Annotated in this window: 17 protein-coding genes and 2 tRNA genes; 9 read left to right on the top strand and 10 right to left on the bottom strand. The window is 49.8% G+C overall.

Annotated features, from left to right (window positions below; all coding sequences use genetic code 11):
* Positions 1-4: 4 nt before the first annotated feature.
* Together WBR25_RS12085 and WBR25_RS12080 are read right to left on the bottom strand one after the other, a co-directional pair.
* A complete protein-coding gene (locus WBR25_RS12085) occupies positions 5-454 on the bottom strand; it encodes a hypothetical protein (RefSeq protein WP_479748050.1) in 450 nt (149 codons plus the stop codon).
* Positions 455-582: 128 nt separating this feature from the next.
* Positions 583-1,068, bottom strand: a complete 486-nt coding sequence (locus WBR25_RS12080; RefSeq protein WP_005333692.1) for a YqhA family protein — start codon at positions 1,066-1,068, stop codon at positions 583-585.
* Positions 1,069-1,345: 277 nt separating this feature from the next.
* On the opposite strand from WBR25_RS12080, the gene WBR25_RS12075 reads away from it, so the two are divergent.
* The 5 genes from WBR25_RS12075 to WBR25_RS12055 all read left to right on the top strand — a co-directional run bounded on the left by WBR25_RS12075 (position 1,346) and on the right by WBR25_RS12055 (position 12,570).
* Positions 1,346-2,335 (top strand): DUF2860 family protein, encoded by a 990-nt coding sequence (locus WBR25_RS12075; protein WP_479748048.1) that lies wholly within the window; start codon positions 1,346-1,348, stop codon positions 2,333-2,335.
* Between the two features lie 412 nt (positions 2,336-2,747).
* The gene (dptF, locus tag WBR25_RS12070; protein WP_479748046.1) at positions 2,748-4,367 is read left to right on the top strand and encodes a DNA phosphorothioation-dependent restriction protein DptF; all 1,620 of its coding nucleotides are present in this window, start codon (positions 2,748-2,750) and stop codon (positions 4,365-4,367) included.
* A gap of 2 nt (positions 4,368-4,369) precedes the next feature.
* Positions 4,370-5,698, top strand: a complete 1,329-nt coding sequence (gene dptG / locus WBR25_RS12065) for a DNA phosphorothioation-dependent restriction protein DptG (RefSeq protein WP_445982554.1) — start codon at positions 4,370-4,372, stop codon at positions 5,696-5,698.
* Entirely contained in the window at positions 5,679-10,784 is a 5,106-nt protein-coding gene (gene dptH, locus WBR25_RS12060) for a DNA phosphorothioation-dependent restriction protein DptH (protein WP_479748044.1), read from the top strand. Before dptG ends, dptH begins: the two co-directional genes overlap by 20 nt.
* A 10-nt stretch (positions 10,785-10,794) precedes the next feature.
* Positions 10,795-12,570 carry a DUF262 domain-containing protein gene (locus WBR25_RS12055; protein ID WP_479748042.1) on the top strand — a complete coding sequence of 592 codons (1,776 nt, stop codon included), beginning with the start codon at positions 10,795-10,797 and terminating at the stop codon, positions 12,568-12,570.
* Between the two features lie 20 nt (positions 12,571-12,590).
* Here WBR25_RS12055 and dndE read toward each other — a convergent pair whose 3' ends face one another.
* Genes dndE through dndB form a run of 4 tightly spaced genes read right to left on the bottom strand, consistent with a single transcriptional unit; the run spans position 12,591 to position 17,671 of the window.
* A complete protein-coding gene (dndE, locus tag WBR25_RS12050) occupies positions 12,591-12,950 on the bottom strand; it encodes a DNA sulfur modification protein DndE (RefSeq protein ID WP_479748040.1) in 360 nt (119 codons plus the stop codon).
* Positions 12,943-14,922, bottom strand: coding sequence for a DNA sulfur modification protein DndD (gene dndD, locus WBR25_RS12045; protein ID WP_479748039.1), 1,980 nt, complete (start codon positions 14,920-14,922; stop codon positions 12,943-12,945). The genes dndE and dndD overlap by 8 nt, the downstream gene beginning before the upstream one ends.
* On the bottom strand, positions 14,919-16,583 hold the full coding sequence (dndC, locus tag WBR25_RS12040; protein WP_236317298.1) for a DNA phosphorothioation system sulfurtransferase DndC: 1,665 nt from the start codon (positions 16,581-16,583) through the stop codon (positions 14,919-14,921). Before dndC ends, dndD begins: the two co-directional genes overlap by 4 nt.
* Entirely contained in the window at positions 16,580-17,671 is a 1,092-nt protein-coding gene (gene dndB, locus WBR25_RS12035) for a DNA sulfur modification protein DndB (RefSeq protein ID WP_021464719.1), read from the bottom strand. Before dndB ends, dndC begins: the two co-directional genes overlap by 4 nt.
* Before the next feature lie 35 nt (positions 17,672-17,706).
* Here dndB and dndA point away from each other — a divergent pair, with 35 nt between their 5' ends.
* Both dndA and WBR25_RS12025 read left to right on the top strand, forming a co-directional pair.
* Complete coding sequence (dndA, locus tag WBR25_RS12030) at positions 17,707-18,894, top strand: cysteine desulfurase DndA (RefSeq protein WP_341769486.1); 1,188 nt, start codon at positions 17,707-17,709, stop codon at positions 18,892-18,894.
* Positions 18,891-19,712 (top strand): restriction endonuclease, encoded by an 822-nt coding sequence (locus WBR25_RS12025; protein ID WP_479748036.1) that lies wholly within the window; start codon positions 18,891-18,893, stop codon positions 19,710-19,712. The genes dndA and WBR25_RS12025 overlap by 4 nt, the downstream gene beginning before the upstream one ends.
* Here the strand turns inward: WBR25_RS12025 and WBR25_RS12020 are convergent.
* Both WBR25_RS12020 and WBR25_RS12015 read right to left on the bottom strand, forming a co-directional pair.
* A complete protein-coding gene (locus tag WBR25_RS12020) occupies positions 19,709-21,736 on the bottom strand; it encodes a DNA phosphorothioation-associated putative methyltransferase (RefSeq protein WP_479748034.1) in 2,028 nt (675 codons plus the stop codon). The two genes, WBR25_RS12025 and WBR25_RS12020, sit on opposite strands and share 4 nt — an antisense overlap.
* Positions 21,736-22,185, bottom strand: coding sequence for a hypothetical protein (locus WBR25_RS12015; RefSeq protein ID WP_479748032.1), 450 nt, complete (start codon positions 22,183-22,185; stop codon positions 21,736-21,738). Before WBR25_RS12015 ends, WBR25_RS12020 begins: the two co-directional genes overlap by 1 nt.
* A 475-nt stretch (positions 22,186-22,660) precedes the next feature.
* On the opposite strand from WBR25_RS12015, the gene WBR25_RS12010 reads away from it, so the two are divergent.
* Positions 22,661-22,993, top strand: coding sequence for a LexA family protein (locus WBR25_RS12010; RefSeq protein WP_479748030.1), 333 nt, complete (start codon positions 22,661-22,663; stop codon positions 22,991-22,993).
* Positions 22,974-24,233 (top strand): translesion error-prone DNA polymerase V subunit UmuC, encoded by a 1,260-nt coding sequence (umuC, locus tag WBR25_RS12005; protein WP_479748029.1) that lies wholly within the window; start codon positions 22,974-22,976, stop codon positions 24,231-24,233. The genes WBR25_RS12010 and umuC overlap by 20 nt, the downstream gene beginning before the upstream one ends.
* Positions 24,234-24,440: 207 nt before the next feature.
* On the opposite strand, the gene WBR25_RS12000 is transcribed toward umuC, so the two are convergent.
* Positions 24,441-24,516, bottom strand: a tRNA-Asn gene (locus WBR25_RS12000).
* A gap of 4 nt (positions 24,517-24,520) precedes the next feature.
* A tRNA-Asn gene (locus WBR25_RS11995) sits at positions 24,521-24,596 on the bottom strand.
* Positions 24,597-24,733: the final 137 nt, after the last annotated feature.

Genomic DNA, 24,733 nt, shown 5'->3' with positions numbered 1-24,733 from the left:
GGGGTCAGGAGCGCCATTTCAAGATGGTCCAGCGCCAGGCATGGCGCAGCACCAGAGGAGTTAACGCCAACGCGCTCAACCAGTGGGCCCAGCTGGCGAGGTTGCCCATGGCATCGCCCGGAGTGCCGTGCAGCACTAGCAGCAGGCCGCTGGCCAGACAGATCAGCAGCAGGGCTTCAATAATCCGCCCCGTGGTGCGTAAAAAGGGTTTGTTGCTGCGGTTCAACAAGCTGCGGTGGGAGAGCCAGAAGGCGCCAAACAGCAGCGGGAACAGGGTGAGCGAGAGCATCACATGGAAAAACAGATTCCAGCGTGCCAGCGGCCAGAGCGGGGTCAGCGGCTCCCACAACAGCAGACCGGAGAAGAACATCAGATAGAGGGTGCCCTCGGCGGCCTGATGGTGGTAGGCCAGCCACTGCCAGAATTGTCGGGGTGAGAGAGAAAGGCTTGTCATAAAGGCTCCAGCACCCGGGCGGGGCAGCCCGGGGGGAGCAAGTTTATAACGCAGTAAGAGTAATGAAAAGTGTTATCAATTGTATTGCTGGTGAATCAAGGCTGAACAAGCACAGTGATCAAACTCGACTATTTATGCTCTGCCATCCGCTCGGTCACCGCATAGATGAGCGCGGCCAGCGAGAAGGCGAGAAACACCACCACGGACCACTTCATATCGACTTCGTTGATGATGCCATCTTCGAGAAATGCCTTGAGCACCTCCACTCCGGCGATAGTCACCAGCGAGTTGATGACGATGAGCTTGAGGGAGGCAAAGTTGATCTTGCTAAGCCAGTTGCTGCTCAGGGAGGCGCGCTGCTCTTCCGTCTGGATAAATTGCACATAGCCACAGATAGCAACCAGGATCAGCATCTGGGCCACCAGTATAAAGTCCACCAGAGTCAGCACGCCGGTAATGAGATCCAGATAGGGGATCTCGAAAATGTTTACAGAAAGCTGATAGAGCTGCATGGCAAACTTCACCATCAGCAATACCACGCAGATGAGAATGCCAATGTAGAAGGGGAACATCATCAATCTGCTGCCATTGAGCATGAAATTGAATCGACGCATGAGAACTCCGATGTTGGGAACAGGGGTAAATAGAGTGAGTATGGCGCGAGCAGCCCGCAGCGTTGCAAGGCCGTGGGGACTGATTATGCCGGGTCACCCCCTGCTTGCGCCTATAAAAAAATAAAAAGCCATCATAAAAAATAAAACCGCATCCCGCTGTCTTATTTGTGATTTTTCCCTGCCGTAACATGCCGCTTCTCGATACTGGGGGGCGACTGCCTCCCTCCTATTTATCAGGCTCGGCCCACACTTGTGGCCGCTTGCCAGGAGTGTTGCGATGCGTATTGGTCTGCTGTTGAGTATGGGGATGCTGGTTGCAAGCGGGGTTCAGGCTGAAGCTCTGGGGGCCATTCCCGGGGAGTCTGGTTTTTCCGGCAGTGTGCTGGCGGGGGTCAGCGTTGGCGAGACCAAGTCCAATTTTGCCACGGGGAGTGCAGGTAGCGAGCGTATTGACGCTTTGGGTGCTGCGGCGCAGCAGCGTCACCTTGATCCGGTGATCAACGGGGATCTGCGTTACACCTTTGCCTCCACCGGTAGCCAGTTGTTCCTGGGCAACCTCATTCAGGATGCCATTCGTAGCGACGGTACCCAGCAGTTCGGGCTGCGCCAGCAGCTGGGGGACAAGGGGATCGTGGCCGGTTCGCTGGTGTTCAATGCCACCCCGGTCAAGGTCTGGCGCGATCCCTTTGCTGTGGGTGTGGCACGCGAGCAGAGTGACGTGCGATCCCACGGCGCCCGTTTGGCGTGGGACAACATCTGGGGCAGCGCGTTCAGTGGCAGCGTCACCAGCCGCGACGTCAAGGTGGATGGGGAGTCCAGCGGCGAGCAATATGGCCGCGCGGTGATGGGGATGCTGGATCGCAATGGCCGGGTCAACTCCGCCGAGCTCTCCTACCAGTTCCGGCTAACAGACGATCAGTTCCTCGAGCCGGCATTGCGCTATCAGAGGGCGGATCTGGCGGGCAGTGCCGAGTCTTATGTGAGCAAGGGGTTGCAGCTCACCTACGCCAGAACCTCGCCCCGCGGGTCGTTCGTCAGCAACCTCTATCTGGGCAAGCGCGACTATGACGAGGCCAATCCGCTGTTTGGCCAGCGTGCCGACAGCCGCGACATGGCCATCGATGCCACCCTCTTCTGGCACCAGCTGTTTGGCATCGCGCCGCTCTCTGCGGTCCTTAGCGCCAGCTACGCCACGGCAAACTCCGGGATCGACTTTTACGATATTCGCGCCACCAGCATCACCACGGGTCTGCTCTACCGTTTCTGATCCCGGCATCCGGCAGTGAGATGAGGTGCACACAAAGGGGCTGGTCAATCCAGTCCTTTGTTGATGGGATGGAGCGCAATAGACAATTCAAGCTGTATGCAGGTTGGTCATCACATGCAGACAAGAGACGTTTTGACAGTGTAGCGTTCATCTGGGGTAGAGAGGAGGTCATGACATACAGGTTGATTTGGGAAAAAACGGCAAGAAAATCTCAAGTGTAATGCTATTTGTGTTGAGGGAAATTTAGCCTGATAGCTGAATAAGTGGACTATGTGCCTGTATAAGATAAAAACAAATGTGAGTTCAGATTTGACGAACGTCAAGGATTCATACAAAGACTCATCCTTTCTTGTAGTCTCCCAATGATTCAATCAGTTAGTATCGGTCAGATATGAAATGATAGGGTTATACCGTGAGCACAATCTCCCTTCGCAAGGCCCTCGGGGTTTTGGCTAAATCTTCTTCCTTCTCGGTCAAGACGACAACACAACGTCAGAGAGATCTGTTTGATGACCTCAAGGATTATCTCTACGTTACACCCGAAATCGAGGATGATTTTGAGAAGTGCCTCCGTTCATTGCAGCCTGGTGAGTGCGTGTTTTTATGCGGCAGCAGTGGTGATGGTAAATCTGAAATATTGTCACGTAGCTATGACCAATATAAAAACAGATATACCTTCCATCTGGATGCAACCCATAGCTTTTCGCCTCATCAATCAGCAATCGATGCGCTAAACGAACTCTTTGATCGTGCAGGAGACGGGGCTCAACCCCTGGTGGTTGGTATCAATATCGGTATGCTGGCCAACTTTGCCAAAGAAGGGGCTGAGCGGCACAGTGAGTTGCGTGGCGTGATCGAGCGTTTTTTGGATAGTGGCGAGAGAACGCAAGGGGCATATCACTTTCTGGATTTCGAGTCCTATCCAAAATTTCGTTTTAATGATGACGCAGGCAGCTATTCAAGCTTTATGCGTCAACTGCTCAAGCGGTTAACTCAGCCAACCGATGACAATCTGTTTCATGCTATTGCCCTTGCAGATGAGCAACGCCAACGCGACATGCGCCTCATCGCCAATTTCAGGCTGTTGGCCTATGAGCACGTGCAAGAGATTATCATTACCACTCTGTTCAAAACTCGTTTGATCAAGGATCAATTCATTACGACTCGCGCCTTGCTGGATCTGTTGCATCAGCTTCTGGCCGGGGAGCATTACCTCTTTGACAACCTGTTTCTGGCTAAAGACAGCGAGCTAAGCCTGCGTCTTGCTGACTTTGATCCTGCCTTGATTCATACCCAAGCGGTAGACCAGTTTGTGCTGCGTTATGAGCTGAATCTACCGGATGAGGCGCTGGATGCCTTTATGGTCGAGCTGGCAAAACTGGGGCTCATATTCAACGAGCCTCGTGATAAAGCTGGTCAAGCCGCATCCCTTCTGCGCCTTTTTTATCTGCTTAAGGACTGTGAACTTGGCAATAACTACCATCACCAATTCAAAGTCGATTTTGAAGAGCAGGTACTTGAACACTATGCCACTGTCTGGCTGCAGCATAGTCAGTATCTTGGGGAGGGTGGAAGCCAGCTGGCCTTGCGCAATTTCTATGTGAAAGCGCTGATCCCGGCCATTTTTGTCTATGCCAACCGCAATGCCCCTGAGTTGTCAAAGAGAGAGCTTTCTCTTGGTCAATTTGGCCAGTGTCATGTCGCGGCACCTGTCGAGCTGAAAGCTGATTACAGCGCAATTCAGCGTCAGCATGTCGAGAAACACGATCATTTCAGCGCCTATCTCAAGGTTGATGATCAGCCCCTGGCACCAATGGCAATCAACCTCAATCTGTTTGAGCTGATCTGCAAGCTCAACAATGGCTATCGACCAAACAAGTACGACAAGAATGCCATCGTGTTGCTTGATGAGATGGTTGAGCAAATCCGCGCTGTCGCTAAAAAGAGCCCTGTTCTTCACTATTACGAAGGTGATCAGCATTACCGTCTTGGTTTGGATGACGGCATGATCACTGTAGAAGGAACCAGATAGTCATGTCTCTGTATCCAATTCCTGCCGGATTAGCTCCGGTTGATAAAAACAAGCTCACCAACTACTGGCCCATTCGCAACAAAGGCAATGAGTTTGACTGGGATACCGTGACCGGTGTCGTGCTGGGGCTTTCTTTGCGCAAGCAGGTGACTGCCTATGAATTTGGGCAATTTAAGGAGGAGTGCAAAGCCCGGTTTGTAGACAAGCTCGACGATCCTGATTTTTGGCAGGTGCTTGAACGAGCCTATTTTTCAAATGACTCACTCTTTCACATTTCACCGCTGTTCCTGTTGTTTAAGGCCAAAGGGAAGAAGAGTGGACAAGCCGATCTCAGCGCACCAGATACACGATTGTGCAAATTGTTTGCAGGCCTGTTGGGGGATTTCTTCCTTGAAGATGCGCTCGATGACAAGCTCAACTTTGTCGAGCAACAACTGTTGTCAGTTCTGCAAGGCAAGTTGCAAAGTGGCAGCTTGGTAAAAAATGAGGATGAGCAACCTTATCTGCCGTTTTTGAATGCCGTATTTCGTGAAGATATTCGCTTTTTGGCTGCACATCCCCAATACCTGCTGCAAGCCTTGCCTGGCACACTCAAGCTGTATGCATTTGCTTACTGTGCTCAGCTGGCGCTGAATGTGACCGACTGGCAACATGAGCCCCAAAGCAAGCCCCTCTACTTTATTCTCGATTCGGAAAAGGCCAGCTCTGAACGTACATCGGTAAAGCGCTCTGGCTACAAGCTGCTGGCTGCGGCCAGCGAGCGGGTTTTCCCGCTGCTTTCCGCCCTTGACGTGCTCCAGTTGCCAGGGGATGCCAAGAAAAGACCGCTCTGGCAGGTTTATCACGATGCCACGCAATATGCTGACCAGACTCAGTTACTGGAAGATTTGAACAACTATCTACAGGCCTTTAGAGATAAGCGCGGGTTACGGCCTGAGCGTCCTCTCACAAACAGCGTGGCAGAAGCCTTTGAGCAGCTCAAAGAGTTGGCTCTGGAGCAATTCCGTGATGCCAATACCTCCCGTGGCGGCGTGAACAAGAAATATGTCAAAGAGCTGGAAGAGAAGCTGCTCAGTGATTTTATTCAGGCCCGGGGGGCCGCTGGCCGTACCCTGGTGCTGAATCAGGATCAGCTGTTGCTGTTGACCAATCTCACCATCGGCAAGGCCGACAAGCTGCGCCTGCACGATCTGCGCAAAGGCTTCGAACAGCGCGGTTTTTATCTTGATAACCAGTCATTGCAGCAACTGGTCAGCTTCTATGAGCGCATGGGCAATGTAGAACGAATGAGTGATAGTGGAGACGCCGTATATGTCCGCAAGACCCTTTGAGCATTTTCTGGCCGAACGTTTTATCGAGTGGGTCAGTGCCGACATTGAGCCGGGCTCTCGTTACCAGTTCAAATCCCCCAGCGCAGAAAACGGTCTGGTGCTCTATCAGTCACTGGTGACCTTTGCTGCCACAAATACGCTGGCTACGGCCGATGGCATTGACCTGCCGTATATAGAGTGCAATGGCGTGCGGGTTTTACCTGTGTTGCATGGTGAGGCTCCGGGATTTACCGAAAACTACATCTCCCGTTTGCGTGATCTGGTCGCAGGGCGCAGTGCAGAATTTGAAAAAGCAGCCCTGCTCATTATCCACAACAGCATGCTGGATACCCTGATCAACAGTGCGCTTGATTTGGGGGCGCCCGGTGCTGTCTGGCATCCGGATAGTCTCTCGCAGCAGCTTGGCGCACTAATAGATGTTGGCAGCAGTAACAAGGAGCTGTCAGCCTGCCTGCTTGAAGAGCAACTGGCCCTCATCACCGAAGAGGGGGCGACCGTGTTTGGTTTTGCTCCTCTGTTCAGTGCACTGGATCAAGATGGTGTTCTGGAATTTGATGAGCTCCAGCTATTCAATGACCCGGTCATTTTGAGCTGGAGTGGCAAGAAGGCTCAGATCAGCAAGCGGCTCCAAGCAAACCGCAAGCTGCGACGCGAGATTGAAGATGCAGTTGAGCATTATGATCTCGATCAGCTCGAGAGTGTCCTGAAAGAGTTCAGCGCCAAGTTTATCCGCCAGCATTTCCAGGATGAGAGCTGGCGTGATCTGGAATTCGAGGCCTACCTCAAAGAGATTGAAGCCAACAAAGCGCAAAAGTTGCTATTGGAAGAGGTGGCCGTTGACAGTGGTTCACTGCAACAAAGAGCCAAAAGCCAGAGCAAGGCGGGACAACGCGACCTGAGCCTGCTGATCCAGCTCCCGCCGGGGGAGAAAACCCTCAACCTCTCTTTTACCTTCATCGGTAATGATCTGGACGAGAGCCAGTTCAAACTGATGCACAATGGGCCGCTCAAAAATGCGGTCACTTATTCTGTCAGCCGTGTCGGTGGTAAACGTTGCTGGGCGACGGTGACCTTGTCCGTCACAGGAGAACCCACCTTTTTTAGCCTTGAGCTCAAACGCGATAACCGCTCCGAAGAGTACAAGTTCCGTTGTCTAGTGGTAGAGCAGGGAGATTTCTATTTCGATGAGTTGTTGCACTGCTTCCGAGTAGATGCGGGCAAGAAGTGGCTGACCCTGCTGCTGGAAGAGAACAAGTTCAAGGTCAACCCAGAGCAAAACGCTATCATGCATCTGGCTGATGATGAGGGTGAAGTGGACTGCCGCGCCTGTGGCTGGGTGAACTTTGATGCGCTGGCCGAGCAGAGCGAACAGATCCAGTTTGAGCTGGTCAATGGCGAGCGTCGCTTGCCCATCAATATTGAAGGCCCGGCCGCCGATGAGAGCATCTGCGTTCCGCTGCTATTTGACAGAGATCGTTTCGCCAAGCTGCTCAGAGATGACCGTAATGCCGAGTATCTGCGGGCCAAAGGCAAGATCATTTTCGATAACAGCGAAAGTGGCGTGGCCGGTATCCGCCAGCAGCTGATGAATCTCGAAGCTAGGATGGTTGATGAGCGGGCCTTGTATATCGGTTTGAGCGCCGAACCCATGCCACTTGCGGCGATTAGTGCAAGGTTCCCTGATTTACATGGCGCTTATGCCGCCCTGTTTGACTATCTGCAACACCATAAAACCTTGCCGAGCCTGGTGGCCTGGGGCGACAGCTATTGCGCCCTGGTGCAGCGGGTGCTGGATGCCTACGAAGCGGCATTAAGCGAGATACCGACCAATGCGGTGTTGGCGCTCGAGCACAAACAGCTGATGCGCATTGGCCTGTGCCGCCAGGATGAGTGGCAACGCCTTAGCCCGCTGCACCCCTTGGTACTTGCCTATCACCTGCAACTAGTGGCCGAGATAAAAGCCGATCGCGATGAAGATGGCGTCAGCTCTTTTGCCGAATTGCCAGAGGTGACCCGCGAGCGCCTGGTTGCATCTGGCTTGCTGCCTTTCGTCTATGACAATGACTCTGGCTACGCTCATCTGCAGCCGGTGCGGGAGAACTGCTTCTGGCTCGACGTGGTGCCACAAAAGCAGGAGAGCTACAGCTACATCAAGCGTCTGGTGCGCGACAAACTGGCCGAGTTTACCCAGGCCTATTCTCGTCTGTTCAGTGCCGGGGCCAAGAGCACCCTGATCGTCAATGCCATCAATCAGGCGAGTGCGGCAGAGCTCTTCCTCGGTTTGATCGAACACTTCAAGCTGCACAAAGAGCAAGCGATCGCCATCCATGTGAACTTCTACGATGAGCGGTTGCAATTCAACGATTTCGACCGCTTTGCCGAAACGGCCGCTTATGACGAGCTGAAAACCTGGCTTGGGTTGAACACCACTGCGCTGCGTGCTGAGGCCGATATGCTGATCGACCTGATCCGCAGCCGTCTGACCTACAGCAAGTTCACCCTGCCCAACGAGCGTGAGCAGTTTGCCTATGCCCACCTGGCGTTTTTCCGCAACCAGGAGCCGGTAGAGTGCCATCCCATCAATACCGATGAAGCTCTGAGTGGTGTGCTGTGTGATGGCTTGATCGCCGGGGAAGCGGCCGAAACTAAAGGGGCGGCCTATTTCACCGCCTTTGGTTTGCGTGGCGTGCCCTATCAAGGGGTGCAGTCGCTGCGGGTGGCCCGCCTGCTGGGCAACCTGTGGCAACCGGCCAGCCAGAGCAATGCCCAGTATCTAGCAACCAGCCTGGGGCTGGCGGTCAGTGCCGATTTCAAGGCACTGCTGACCCGCTCTTATGACAGCGCACTGTGGACCACCATCATCGATCCCAAGGTAACCCTCGATTTCTTCACCAGTCAGCAGGATGTGGTGCTGATCCACTACTCGGATCAATACACCAGTGCGGCTGGTTATGACGCCATCACGGTAACCAAGCAGGTAGACCTCTTTAAACGCTTGCTGCAAAAAGAGGGTCACGGACAAGGTGAGACGCTGCTCTCCGAATTCAATGCTTTCAATGGCGAGTGGCTGCTCAAGATGCTCACGGCCAATGACAAGGAGCGCAAAGAGAAGAACGGCATTATCGGTGCTTACAAGTTTGTCTCGGCCTTATTGCGGCAATCCGATATCTGCTGGGTCCCCCTCTCCGTGGCCGAGATGATCCGCGTCTCCGGCAATGTTGGCCTCAAGATGAGCGACAGCGAGTTCTCCCGTCAGGTGCATGGGTATCGCAAAGGGGCCATTTCCGATGACGTGCTCTTTGTCGGCTTCAAGGGCAAGCAACTCTATTTGTTGCCTCTGGAGGTCAAGACCGGTGTCAGACCTGACTTTGCCTATGCCGGGCAACAGGCGCTGGAGCTTAAACGTTACCTGATGGAAGAAGTACTTGGCCCCAATACCCTGGCTGCACGGCTCTACCGTGGTCTCTTTATTCGCCAGGTGCTGATGCAGGTCGACAAGCTTTGCCTCTATCAGGTGATGCAGCCAGCGCAGCTTGCACCGCTGCTGACCGAGCGGGAGTGGTGGCTCAAAGGGGAATATACCCTGGCCAACGTGCCCGACTATCCCGAAGGCTTTGTGGTCGCCCATATCGAAAACGACAGCTTCTTTGTACCTCACTACCAGATGACCGAGCGGGGCGTATTGCAGGTTGAACTGCCCTACGCCTTGCTGGGTAGCCTTATTCAGGCCTGTAGCGCCCCTGCGCTTGATGAGTTGGTGACCCTGTGCCATGTAGACAAACAATATCTGCTGGGGCCCAGAGAAGAGGCGGCTAAGCCTGAATCTGGCTCTCAACCGCAGCCAAAAGAAGGGGGCAATGAGGCGGTGGATATGGCGCCAGTGGCACCAGCCACTGATATCCAAAACACCGATCCGGTTACCCCAATAGCGGTGGAAACCGGACTGACCGGCGAGCCGATAGAGCCCATACGTATCCTGTTTGGCCACGAGGCGCTGCGGCAAACGCCGCTCTATTGGGAGCCGACCAATACCGCCCGCTTTATGAATACCAATACCGGCATCATAGGCACCATGGGCACCGGCAAAACCCAGTTTACCAAGTCGCTGATCACCCAGCTGATGCGCCAGCAAGACAACAATGTCGAGGGGGCACGTATCGGTCTGCTGATCTTCGATTACAAATCTGACTATGTGGATGATGCCTTTAGTGAGGCCAATCAGAGCAAGCGGCTGCGGTTGTATCGCTTGCCGTACAATCCGCTCTCGCTCTATGGCGATATGCCGATGCTGCCGGTGCATACCGCGACCGGGTTTGCCGAGACCCTGGCCAAAGCCTTTGGCCTCGGGCCCAAGCAGCAGCTGCGACTGCGCAAGTTGATCCTCGATGCCTATGAGCTGGCGGGGATCAACAGAGCTGACGCCAGCACCTGGTCAAGGCCAGCGCCCACCTTGGCCCAGGTATGGGATCTCTATCTTGAGCAGGAGAAGGTGGAGGAGGACTCTCTCTACGCGGCGCTCGACTCGCTGGTCACTTACGAGATCTTTGAAACCATGCCGGATAAGGTGAGCTCCCTGTATGAGCTGCTCGATGGGGTGACGGTGATTGAGCTGGCGGGCTACTCACCCCAGATCCAGAACCTGGTGGTAGCCCTGACGCTGGATCTCTTCTATTCGCAGATGCAAAAGCGCGGCAAACCGCAAGTCAACGGCGATTATCGCCAGATCACCAAGATGATCCTGGTCGACGAGGCCGACAACTTTATGTCGCAGGACTTCCCCAGCTTGCGCAAGATCCTGAAAGAGGGGCGCGAGTATGGGGTAGGGGTGATCCTCTCAACCCAGGACTTGAGTCACTTTAAAACCGGGGAAAACAACTACGGCTCTTATATTTTGACCTGGGTGGTGCATCGCGTCGCCGAGATCAAGAATGCAGATATCAAGGCCATCTTTAATAAAGATGATAAGACCGAGCAAGAACAATTAATGGAAACCATCCGCAAGCTGGATAAGCACTTTAGTCTCTATATTGATGGAGATAAAAAGGTATCCATGATGCGGGATAGAGCTTTTTACGAGTTAAAGTGAGCTATTCTGAATGAACTACTATACGCCTACGGCCATAATTAAGCCAAATAGTATTACATTATATGATTTTTTAGCCTCAGCAAGGTATTCAATTCCTCCATATCAAAGAAAATACGAGTGGAGTGAAAGCCAATTCCAAAAGCTTTGGCAGGATATAAAGAAGGTGTTTTCAGAAAATATTGAAAATAAGACGGTTAAATTGTCGGCCAAGCCCCATTTTTTAGGGTCAATCGTGTTGCAAAACAGCGCTCATGAAGAGCGTTATGAGATAATTGACGGTCAGCAGAGAACAACTACGTTTCTATGTCTGCTATCGGTGTTGGCGGAGTTTATAGATAATATAAAAGACGTTCAAAAGAAGAAAAATTTGTCTTCTCTTATTAGCCCTTTAATTGGGCAGTATATTCCTATGAAGGGAAATGAAGCTCGACTTTTGATTGGTCGAGATAATGAATTTTTCCATAAGATGTTGTTTGACCATACAACTCAGAAGCAACGAGAAGAATACTGTGCGAATAAGAGTATTAAAAAAGGCTCTTCTGCAAAAAATATAAAGGATTGTTTCGATTTCTTTTATAGTGAAATAGAGGCTCACGTACAAGATGACGAGAAAAAACTTGGATATGACCAGCATATAGAATCGTTATCGCTATTTATAGTTTACTATTTATTCCTTATGAAAGTTGAGGTATCTGGTTATGGGATGGCCTATCAATTATTTGAGTCAATGAACTTTAGAGGTCTTGCGTTATCTCAAGCAGATTTACTGAAAAATAATCTCCTAGGTATTGCAGCAAAAGTAAATAAAGAAAAGCAGGTTTCAGATTTTTGGTCTGTAATGGTTAATGAGATCGAAGACCAAGATAAGCTAGATCTTCCTGAGTTTATTCAGTTTCACTTCATTAGTAAATTTGGTAGAGTGAAGGCCTCATCATTATTTGAAAATATATCCACACATTTAATGGAAAATGGAATTAATCCTGTCGATTATTCTGAAAGCCTTAAGGAAGAAGCCTGTAATATATGCGAGATTATTAATGGAAGCTCTTCATTTGATAGTAAGATATCAGATGTGCTGGAAGATATAAATAAAGTATTGGATGTTAAATTTATTTATCCATTATTGCTTTCTGGTTATGCAAAATATAAGTCTGATAATGATGGTCTTTATAAGTTTTTTCTTTTTGCAAGAAACTTTTGTTTTAGATATGCAAAAATACAGGCAGAAGGTTTATCAAATGTAGAAAAGGCTATGGGAGAGTTAGCTAGGCATTTAAGAGAGTCTGATAGTTCACTAGATTCTCTACGAGAAAAAATGCTTGAACTTTCACCTGACTCAAAGTTTAAGTCAAATTTTAAAAGCTATACGTTAAGTAATAGCAAAATAGGCTTTTATTGTATTCACTCTATTGAAAATTTTCTATCAAAAAATTCTGGTGTAAATGCATATAAGCAAAGCCCAAATCAGCATCTTGAACATGTTATGCCGAAAAAGCCAAAGGCTGATTGGCCTCATATAGACCCTCTTGACCCCGAGTTTAATGAACATTTATATAAGTTAGGTAATTTATTAGTATTAGAGCAGGATATAAATGCTCATATTAAAAATAAATCTATTGATTATAAACTGAAAAATAATAAAAAGCTCTCATACGAGACCTCTTCATTGAGGTTGCCAAATACAATTTCTGAATTTATGTCTGGTAGTAAATGGGGATACGAAGAGATTACCAAGAGGACAAACAAACTTGTTGAATTATATGCAGTAGATATTTGGAGTTTATGATATATAAATGTGAAAGCGGGTTAAAGCCCGCTTTTTAACATTCCATCCAAAGAGTTTGTTACATTTGTCAAATAAGATATTCCTCTGTGGATGTGAAGTTTGAAATAGTCGTTCAAATCTTTACTATCAATAGATTTTATAAATGCTCGATGAAGAAAAATAGCCATATAAACATGCTGGTATTCTCCGGCAAAAACTTTCCATGTCATTTCGATTGAACTATCAGTTGTAATATCTTCCTTTGGTGGTTCGGATACCTCTTTTAATGAAAGGCATAGAGCCCAACGACAGAGCACATTCCAGTTATCGATACCTGTTTTGCGCTTAATCACAATAAGTTGCTGTTTGGCTTTTTCTGACAAGCGAATGTTATCAATCATTTTTTCTCTCCGGGAAATACCCAGGATTTATCGTAGAAGTGAAATGGTGCTCCTCGAAACAAATATGATACTCCTTAGCTATATAAGGCTTGAGTTCCTTATAGTATTTACCTTGGATCTCTTCATCAGTCGATAAAAGAATAACCTGAGATGCGGCTTGTGGGAAATAGTGTTTGATTAAATGGCTTCGATGTTGTCCATCAAGGCGCCCCATTGGAGTATCAATAATCGTTGGCAACTCTTTGCCTGACTCATCGGCAAGCCCCCACAAGACCGCTATGGCCAGCAGCTGCCTTTCACCAGCGGAGAGTCGAGCAGGGGAGATCGGCTTATTATCTTGTGCATAAAGAGTTAATACAAACGAATCTGCATCGATTTCAATCTTGGTGATTAAGCTGTCTTTACGTTTTATCTGGTTAAACTTGGAGATGATCTTTTTTTGTAGCTTATCGATATTATCTTTGATGAGATCTATTTTAAAGGAATCCACAATATCTTGTAGTCTTCCCATATGAGCAAAGAGTTGCTGTTGTCGCTGCTGCTCAAAGTCGATAGCATTACCTTGTATCCGAATTGAGGTGACCTGTATTTCTGCCTGTTCGATATCTGTTACCAATTTTTGTGCAGCTACAAGTAAATCCTCTTTTTCTTTTTTAGCCTTGCTAAGTTCATTATCTGCGCTCACTGAGCGTGTAATGATATGTTCAACAGATGCAAATTCAGGAATAGCAGCTCGTTGCTGTTCTACGAATTGCAGTTCTTCGTAAAATTGTTCTTTTTTCTGAATCAGAGATGACGCTTCCTGCGCTTCGGCGGCGATCCGTTCAGCAAGTCCATCGAAAATTGCAGGACTGCTGTTTAAATAGCAGGGTTCAGAGTAGAGTTGATCAGAAGCCTCTCTCTCTTTAGATAACTCGGTTTGCAGAGACTGGATAATACTTTTCTCTGTACCTCGTTCATTTAATAATCCAAATATTCTATTCTCTTGGTTAATAAGTAAAGAGCGAGCGGTATGATAGCGTTTTATCTCATCTTCTTTATAAAGCTGAGACTTGGTCTGTTCTATTAATGAAGAGACGAGCTTCAAAGGCAAGGCCCCAGCAGAAAGTTTGATCAACTCGCTATTGATGCCATCTATCTTTGTTGTAATTTCAACTTGTTGACGAGAGATCTCATCTTTTTTATGTAAAAGATGAGCGCCATTATCTTTCAGTTGTTGTCGCCAATAGGCTACTTCAGCTTCTCTATCTAGAATCTGTTCATCTATATCAATTAGGTTACTCTGTAATGTATTTTGAGCTTCCCAAAAGGCTTCAAGCCGAGCTTCAGCTTCTTCCAGTTTCATCTTTTGCTTGGGATCCAGCAGCTGGTTTTGACCGCGTTTTTTAAGCACGTCAAGGTCAATATTGAGCTGTGACAGCAATTCAAGACCGAGCAGGCTTTCGATACCCGTCTTTACCAGACTGGCAGAACGAGCGGGATCTGCTAGATGTTCAATCTTTTCACCATCAAAAAAGAAAAGTTCAGACAGTGATTGCGGGATAAATTCATTGATAAATTCTCCCCAATGCTCACTCAATAGTGCATCTGGATGACCGTTATGGCTGACGACAACTACTTCCTTACACTCTTTGTCAGCCTCTTTTTCCCAAGCTCGATTTATTTCATAAGTATGATCTTTACCGAGAATGGTATGTCTGAAGCGAAGTGAGAGAGAAGCTTTTTTTTCCGGTGCGTAACGGTTTATCGCCTGCTCCAGATATGCTGGATAGCTAAGGCGACCACGATTGGAGCATTTGGCATGTTTGCCATAAAGAGCCAATTGCAAGGCATCTAAAAAGGTTGTTTTACCACCGCCATTGAGTGCACCAAAGAGGATTATAGGTCTTTTATGATCGGGGCTATCAAGGTCAACCTCATGGCGTCCTTTATAGATACCAAAATTTTCTAACACGAGTTGTTCAAAAATCATGCTGATAGCTCTTCAATATCAATTTGTTCATCTTCCAAGAAATGACTATTGTTCGTCAAAGCAAGTTGCAGCTTCTCATTTTCCCACAATAGTTGTTCTTTATCCTGATCAGGTAAATTGGGCTGTAATAGTTTTATTTTGTTTTCATTGAGTTTTCTGTTCAGTGCAAAGTCTCTGGCCTCTTGAATATTGTTGAAGGCCATGGTCTGCAAGCTTGTATCCAGCTCTTTATATAGATTTGCACGACGCAGCATATTGCTATGCTTATCTTCAATCGAGATCAGTGTTCTAATCTGCTCATATATTAAACCATCGGGATCATTGTACGTAGAGCATTTATTTCTCAATTTTTCCATTATATTGCTATTTAATAAACTATGATGTGAGCGTTTAATACCTGGATATTTTTTCCCCAGCGTACGTTCATAAATATGAGGAACGCTATCTTCAACCTCGTGTTTATCTTCCAGCCATATATGTCGAATTGCTTCCAAATCTTCCAAAGAGAGTAGTTCTAGGTTGCGAACTTCATCTGGTCCTATCTCTTGTACGATTTTTTGTGCTTCAAGCACTTTTTTGAGCATGTGTTCTCTAAATGGCTGCCGATAAGGACCACGCACCAGATCCGCCCCATATTCATTGATATGAACGGTCAAGGAGCCATTCATTCGACGAAAATCACGACGTTCCTTGTCTGCTTGTATTTTTTTACCTTTGCGCTCTTTATTTGAATCATTAATGTCGATTTCGTTGCGGAGCTGCAAGAGAGGCAACATCCACTCTTTCTCGGTGTCATTTTGAATCATGGCTGCCATAGATTTATCTTCACCTACCATGGTACAGACATAACAGCCAAAACGACTATCTCCACAACTAGGAGTTGACTTATCAACGACGAGAGGGCATTCACCATCCGCAGTTGCACCTTGATACATACCAAGTAGCTCTTGATTTTTAAAGCCCCATGGATTTTTAACCTGCATCAGGTATTGCCAGACATCGTCATTACTCCAGTCGGCGATAGGAGTATATATCCAGACACGATCAAGCTGTTTGTTAACAGTTAATCCAACAGCGCTACGAGTATTATCTTCTCTGTTCTCATAACTTTCCATTGTTGCTGCTCTTGTCGCGCTCTCCGCTTTTCGCGTACCAAGAACAAGAATAGCCTCACCGTTATTTTTAACGACTGTCTTAATAAAGTTATTAGATGGACTGATTTTGAGTCGATCGGTACACCAGCGAAACTTATAGCGAGGCGCAGGGTAACCACGACCAATCAAATTGACCCAGAAGCGATCTTTTACTTCTGGTGTCAGGCGATGTGGAATAATATTTAAGTGTTGCTCAGCTACCGCTTGTCGCATCTGTTCCAATGAGCGTCCTACCCACATGGCAACAATCGGATTTTCAACAAGCGTATCAGTACTGATCACATGGACAGGCTTATTGGCTTTACCTTCGGCATGCAGTTCCTGCATGGCATACCACACTAGCTGGAGTATAGCGGTGGAGTCTTTACCACCACTATAACCAATTACCCAGGGGATCTGATCACTAAGATAAAGTGATTTGGTGCGGTCAACCAAGAACCGAATTGTCTCTGTAAACCCGGCCGCATCAAATGCTGAACGGGAAGGGGTATGTATTTCGGTACTCATGCCTTACCTTTCCTAAATAGATATTCAGCTTGTTCCTCTCCTTCAGAGAGGGGGAGGTCAAGGTGTTGTTTGATCAGTGTTGCAGTTAATAACGTTGTATTTGATGTCTTTTGAATACGGCCCGCGATCAGAGCCCGACCTTCCCATATTTCTGCATTTTGACGTAGCCAATCTAGTGTCAATAACCCAGATAAGGATTGCTTCAGGTCATAATTCTTTTCAAGAAGAGTCTTACCAACCAAACCTAATGCGTGCAGTGTTACAGCATGGCTATGGATAAAGTCTTCACGAACTTCCCCAGCAGTCAGTTTGGATAGCCTGACGAGTTTCCATTCTGGTATGACATTATCTACTTCATTCCAAAAACGGCATGCCTCACGGGTCGCTTTAGTTATGTCAATACTTTCCCAATTGCTAAACAAGGCATGAGTTGCCTGATGAATAGCGCTAAGAGTAAAGAGTTTGCGGGAGCGTTTACCAAGTTTGTTTTGCTCCATATCGACAATCCCTTTAAAGGCTTTGGATTTGGATGCAACAGCCCGAGCGACAGCAGCACTCTTATCTCGTTGGTCGTATGCGATGGCCAGAGATTTGCTGGCTTTGACCTGATTCTGATTGAGGTCTGTAAACATCTGCTGTGAACGCGCTAATCCCTGATCGAGGAAAAAAACCACAGAGATGCTTTCATCTGCCAAGGATGGATCTTCTTTTAGGGCTGCTTCAATCGCAGCTCTGCGATGTTGTCCATCATTGATGATAAATTGTGCGTCCAACCCAATTCTGAGGGCCCCGATACGGCTCGCTTCACCACTGGTTCCCATTGGTTCAAATCTCACATCTCCGTCAATCGAGGCGGTGATGGCAGAAAACACGTAGGAATCTCTATTGCGAACTATATAGTCAGCCATCACCGGGATCCGCCCTACGTTGAGGGTTCTCTGTGCGCGCAGTTCAGGCGAGAGATCCTCATCATCAAACCTGAAGATGCGTGGCAATAGCTTGAGAGGACACATTGACACGTAGTACTCAGAGCCCGCCTGGATACCACGAATTGCTGGAAAAACGAACTCAAAGGAGGGTTCAAACATGGTAACCTCTTGCGCTCCACACTGTATGTGACACCATGTCGATGGGTTCGAACAAAAGTCGTGTGTACGTACGAACATTGAAAGAGGTGGCAAGGATAATGGCAGTTTACTTGGATTGCAATGCGACAACCCCGGTTTCTTCAGGGGTCGCAGAGGTTGTCATGCGCTATATGACTGAGGAATATGGTAATTCTGGGAGCCGTACTCATGAGTTCGGGGTTGTAGCAAAGCAAGCTGTTGAGAGGGCGAGAGGGCAGGTTGCAGCTGTTGTTGGTGCTGACAAGTCTGATGTCTATTTCACCAGCGGTGCAACCGAAAGCAACAATTTAGCTATTTTGGGACTGGCTCAATATGCGGAACAGCAGGGACGCAAACATATCATCACAACGCCTATTGAGCATAAGGCTGTATTGGAGCCAATTGCTCAACTTGAGGCTAAAGGATTTGAGGTCACGTATTTGCCGATGGATTCTTCAGGCATGGTGGATCCTGCGCATCTTCGTGATGCATTGCGCCCCGACACCGCGCTGGTTTCGATCATGCACATTAATAACGAAACTGGGTCTATTCAGCCAATCAGCGAGTTGTGCGAAGTGCTTACTTCCCATGATGCTTTTTTCCATGTAGATGCGGCTCAGAGCTATGGCAAATATTCTGAGGTTCTTGAAGATCCACGTATCGACATGATCAGTGTCAGTGGTCATAAAATGTATGCTCCAAAAGGTGTGGGTGCTTTGTTACTGAAGCGGCGCAATTTTAAAAGGGCACCTCTTACCCCGCTGATGTTTGGTGGTGGGCAGGAGAGGGGCTTGCGCCCAGGCACTCTTCCTGTTGCCTTGATTGCAGGTTTAGGTCAAGCCTGTGAAGAAGCCAAACGCGATAGCGAGCAGCGTCGTCGTTATTGCGAGCAGATCAAGGAGCAATTACGTTCTGCCCTTCGCCCGCTCGGGTGTATTGAAAATGGCCAGAACACGGCTAGTCATGTTTTGAATGTCTCAATTCCTGGGATCAACTCTGAAGCGGCACTCGTTGTGCTTAAAGGTATCGTTGCGTTATCGAATGGTTCTGCATGCACCTCTCAAAGCTATGTGCCCAGCCATGTCTTGATGGCTATGGGTCTAGATGAAGAAAGAATTGAAGGTGCGATACGGATCTCTTGGTGCCACATGACAAAAGACATACCATTGGCAGAACTTGTTGATCGGATTAAGAAATTACAGTGACTAATCGAACCATCGTTGAAGCAGCTAAGCAGGCTTTGTTATTGATTGGGCATTCTGCCTCGGTAGATGAGGTGTATGACGTAATCGTGACACATCAGCTATATGAGTTTGGGGCCAAATCACCTCACTCGGTGATTCGTGTCACCATGGATCGCCACTGTGCCAACAAGTCACTAGGCTCCATGCATAAGCAGCGTTTTTTCCAAAAGAACGATGATGGGTCATATGAGCTGCTGTCAGATGTGAAAGAAGTCCTACAGCCTGAACAGAATACCTCTTCTTCGGAACAGCAACGCTCTGCTCAGGAAGTTGAGAACTATATAGAGCAGATCCTTGATTTGGCTGCTGTCCAGCGTGAGAAAGTAAAAGCTGAAATTTTAAGCAGCCTGCGGAGCTTTTCTCCTGAGCAGTTTGAATCGTTTTGTCGCTTATTTTTATCAAAATATGGATTTACTCGTATGGAGTTAACATCTCGTGGTCGAGATGGCGGCATTGATGTAAGAGGATTGTTGAAAATGGGGCTTGCTGAAATGCGCGTAGCAGTGCAGTGCAAGCGATATGCAGAAGATAATAAGGTCGGGCGTCCATCAGTATCTGCATTTCGGGGTGATATTGCCGGCGATTTTGAGCAGGGGATATTCATGACGACCAGCGGATTTACCAAAGAAGCTGAGGAAATTTCATTCAAGCCTGGCTGTGTGCCTATTATTCTGATTGATGGTGAGCAACTGGCAGATATTATGATAGATAAAGGAATTGGTGTTCAGCGCCAGCTCATTGATGTATTTGATTTTGATGCCTCATTGTTTATCAATTAACGTTTTTTGCCTCGATGTATTCGGTAACCAATGATTTTCATATCAGCATGATCTAGTGCACTGCTAAATTGAGAGCGGCTCAGGTTGAGGTCCTGAGCCAAGTCTATTGCTAGTAACTTGCTCAATCTTTGCTCCAGCGCTCGTTGTGCCTTGAAGCTCGGATCATCCGGTGCCATCAGATAGCTTTTGTTGAGCAGTGGTGGTCGGGTCTGCTCATTGATGTAGTCAAAGAAGTCGACCTCCTGCTCGGCCATCTTGATCTTCACCCGTTCCACCAGATAGGGGATGGGGTTGCTGAAGTCGTCATACCCCATCAGGCTCACCTTGCCGGAGCGGATGTGCAGCTTGATCACGTCGATATCGGTCAAGTCACCGTAGAGCTGGCAAGCCGCGCCGAGGTAGACACGCAGCAGCGGCGGTAATTGCGCAATAAAGCATTTGTGTAGCAGCAGTGAATGGCTGGGATAGAGCAGGCTGTTGGGTAGCTGTTGATGGGCCAGCTCGCAGGCTTGGTTGATGAGGGCGATATCCGCAATCTGGTAGAGCAGTGCTTTGGCGGCCTGCTGTGCCTGCGGGTTGCCACCGAAAAAGGCTTTGATATCCCGCTGCAGCTCGCTGGGGTAGTGGGTATAGGTTTGGCGTTTGCCAAACAGGTTGAGTGCCAGGTAGACCAGCAAATCTTGCTGCCGCTCCAGCTCGGCCTGCTTTAACTGGGCAAGGTCAAAATGCTGGCCAAGCAGGGTCATGGCTTTGCGATGACTGCCTGCTATCTCTCTTAACTCGTCGCTTTGTTCAAACTCGTCATTGGCTGGAATTCGGCCAAGGGTCAGCGCCCGCTGCCAGAAGGCTTCAAACAGCGGTTGATGGCGAGTGATCAGTAGTGCTGCTGCGGCCTGATGGTTGGGCGTGGGCGAGGTCAGCTGTTGCCAGCTGTGGTTTCGGCGTTGACGTTGTGCCAAAAAGCGCTGCTCTTCGAGCTTGTCTTTGAACACATAGAAGATGCCTGGCCCCACGGCGATGGCATTTTCATCCAATGTTCTGTCTATGTAGTGCTTGAGCTCGCTTTGGTTGTAGTAGCGCTGAAAGGTGTTGCGCGAGGTGATAACGCCATCTTTATAAGTGGTGAACTGGGCAATAAAGCTGTCGTTGGCCAGCATGGCCGAGACGACCAGCAGGGTTTGGGTCAGCTCCCAGGCGCCGAGCAGCGCCTCCATTCGCTCATCTTGATCCTCAATCACGTTGATCACAAAACCGAGATTGACCAGATGGGAGATCACCTTCTCGCCATCCGGACGAAAGTTCGGGTCCCAGCCCAGCGCGTCAATACCGTGAGCTTCCAGTTCCCGCAGGTCATCCCCCCGGCCGCAACCGTAATCAAACAGCGCATAGTCGCCGTTGAGATAACCATGGCGTGCCAGCATCTTCATGGGGGCCGAGAGTTCATGGCGAACCAACGCGGTTTTATGGCGATCAATTTGTGGGCCACCCTCTTCGGGCGGCAGGGCGGAGATGCGAAACAGGCGCCCATCAACCAGTTGGTAGCCGTGTCTTGCGATAAGCCGCTCCCACGATGCTTTGAAGCCAATCATGCGGGGATGATCGTAAAGTCCCGCCAACTCCCCCTCTTGGGTGATCTGGCGACAGCTCTCTGCCTGTGGGTGATCGGGGGTCAGCATGAACTCTTTGCGATGCAGAATGGGGGGATTATCCTGGTTCTCGTAGCGGGTAATGGTATGGCTTAGTTTGGCCAGATCAACGGTCACGCTCTGCTTGAGGCTGGGGTAGGCCTCTTCGAAGAAGGTGGGGTAGCTGAGCAGGGACAGCCTAAAGTCCTGCTTTGCCAACTTCACCAGATCCCATTCACACTCCGGCAGTTTGAGCGCTTGTGCCACCGCACAGACAAAGCGGTAGAGCTGTGGGTTGGTTGTGGCCAGGGTCTCTTTGTGCAGATAGACCGCGTCGGGCAGCACTTTTTTGTATGGCAGGGCAGCGACCAGTTGCGTGAAGCGCTCGGGGGTCAGCATCAGCACATTCCTTTGAGTTGGGTGAGTGTCAGCCGCTTGGGCATTCGTCTTCCATGGTGAGTGGTGAGTTCGACCAATGCGCGGTTTTGTTCGGGCCCATAGCTGATATGCAGTGGCCGGTCTGGGCCATAGAGATAGAGACGATCAAACGGGGTGTGCTGCGCCAACCAAAGGGCTACCTGATAGCTGTTCTTCCCTGGGTATATCAGATCAACCGCGGCCCCTTGCCGAGGACAGACAACTCTTCCTCGCTGATTGAGTTCACAGGCCGCATGTTGATCCAGTGTGGGGGCTATACCGGGCGAGGCGTTGGAAAGAATAGCTTTGCGTAGTGTTACTCCACAAAACCCATAGGTCAGCAATGGGTGACCAAATGTTTCTACCAGCGGATCGAGAATATGCGTTGCCAGTTCACGGTAGGCCAGCCAGCTCTCGGTTTGTTCAGGCAAGTTTGGGCATTGGATGCGTTGCCAAGTTTCACCACAGTGAAACAGCATCTCGAAGGTGAAATGTTGGCTGCAGGATTCCTTTATATCTATGGAGATGCCCCCTAACAGCTATCACAAATGGAAATGAACATGCCACGTTAGGCTGGGAAACCACATTCTGCCTTTACGGTATTATCTGCGGGGTTCCTAGTCAGAAAGCAAAAATTAGCACGTGCTGAGCTTTTCCTGCTATGCCCTTTTGTTGGTGGAAGCATTGGAACTGTGAGTGTGCGTGTGATTCATGCATCTGTGGATGAGGACTTGCGCTGGTTCAAAGGTGGTGCGCTATAATGGCTGTATATAAATACAGGTGTTTTGCCATGAAGTTGTTAACCCCAGACCCATCACCCGCCGAGGTGACCATCCCGCTGTTCTTGCACCGCGCCTCTTGCGGCTTTCCCAGCCCAGCCCAGCCAGCGACTATCTGGAAGGGAAGTTGGACCTCAACACCCACTGCGTGGCGCACCCTGCAGCAACCTTCTATCTGCGTGCCGAGGGGGAGAGCATGACCGGGGTCGGCATCTTTCCCGGTGACTTGCTGGTGGTCGATAAGAGCCTCACCCCGCGCCATGGTGATGTGGTGATTGCACTACTCGATGGCGGCTTCACGGTAAAGACCTTGCAGCTCAAGCCGAGGTTGCGGCTGTTGCCAGCCAATCCGGCGTTCGCGCCTATCGACCCTTGTATGAGCCTCTCCCTAGAGTTGTTCGGAGTGGTCACCCATGTGATCGGCAATCTGAGGCAGCGTGATGGCCATAGCGCTCGTTGATGTAAACAACTTCTACGCCAGCTGTGAGCGGTTGTTTCGCCCTGAGCTGCGTGGCCGCTCGATCGTGGTGCTCTCCAACAACGATGGATGCGTGGTGTCGCGCAGCCCCGAAGCTAAGGCGATGGGTATCAAGATGCCCGGGCCCTACTTCAAGATCCGCGAGCAGTTCGAGGCGCATGGCGGTGTGGCATTCAGCTCCAACTACGCGCTCTATGGAGACATGTCTGGCAGGGTGATGAGCACGTTGGAGACCATGGCCCCCGAGCTGGAGGTCTACTCCATCGATGAAGCATTCCTGTCACTGTCGGAGTCGTTTGCCGGGGACCTGACAGCCTATGGACAACAGATCCGGCAGCGAGTGTGGCAGTGGACCGGCCTCACGGTAGGGGTCGGGATTGGCCCCACCAAGACCCTCGCCAAGCTGGCCAACTATGCAGCCAAGAAGTGGCCTGCCACGGGCGGCGTCGTGGACTTGCGTGACGAGCTGCGCCGTGCCCGGCTGATGGCTATCACCCCGGTGGACGAGGTGTGGGGCATAGGACGGCGCTTGGGAGCCAAGTTGGTGGCACAAGGCATCAACACCGTGGCTGACCTGGTGGCTAGCGACGCCAAAGGGTTACGTGCCCAATACGGCGTGGTGGTCGAGCGGATCGTACAGGAGCTGCGTGGCCTGCCTTGCGCAGAGCTGACCGTTGAACCGGCGGCGAAGCTGCAGATCCTCTCGAGCCGTTCCTTTGGTGAGCGCGTGACTGACCGTGGAGAAATGGCCCAAGCGTTGTCGGGCTTTATGGCTCGCGCAGCCGAGAAGCTGCGGGCCGAGGGGATGTGTTGCCAGCGGGTGCACCTGTTCGTGCGAACCAGCCCCTTTGACGAACGAGCGCCTTACTACAGTGAGCAGGCTGGCGTCCGGCTGGTCTGCCCTAGCGATGATACCCGGTTGCTGCTGCAGCAAGTGAACGTGCTGCTACCGCAGATTTGGCGCGACGGTTACCGCTATCAGAAGGGGGGCGTCATGCTGAGTGAGTTCACCCCCAAGGGGCAGCAACAGGCCGATCTGTTTGCCCCGTCCTCCGCTCAATCGGACGCGCTGATGGCAGTGATGGACCAGATCAAAGCCAAGGGATTGGGGCGCGTAGGTTTTGCCAGCCAAGGCACGGGGTCGCCTGAGTGGATGATGCGACAAGAGCACCTGAGCCCCAGCTACACCACCCGCTGGGAGGACCTGCCAGTGGCGAGGTAACCAACCAAGGCACAATGAGGCCGCTACTTGGCTGTAGTAGGACGTTTTGGAAGTTAGTCGAATTTGAGTTGAGAGAAAACAGGGAGAGTGGATCGTTCACTGCGAGGGGAATGTGGCAGAGCAAGCGGTGAGGGATAGCTGGCTCTGCTTGAAACTATGAAGAGATAGATACGAAAAAGCCCAGCCAAAAGGCTGGGCTTTAGAATTTGGCTCCCTCGACAGGACTTGAACCTGTGACATACGGATTAACAGTCCGCCGTTCTACCGACTGAACTACGAGGGAAAAGTGGCTCCTCCTACTGGACTTGAACCAGTGACATACGGATTAACAGTCCGCCGTTCTACCGACTGAACTAAGGAGGAATTGCCTGTCTCGTTAAGACGGGGCGAATATTAATGACCAGGGCGGTGGGTGTCAACCCGCGAATTTCCCGAAAACCGGATTTTCGGACTGTTTGCCCAAAAGTTGCGCTTTGCGGTTTATTTTCAGCACAATCAGT

It is taken from the genome of Aeromonas sp. MTB (assembly GCF_056632455.1).
This window is presented reverse-complemented; position numbering and strand designations above follow the sequence as displayed.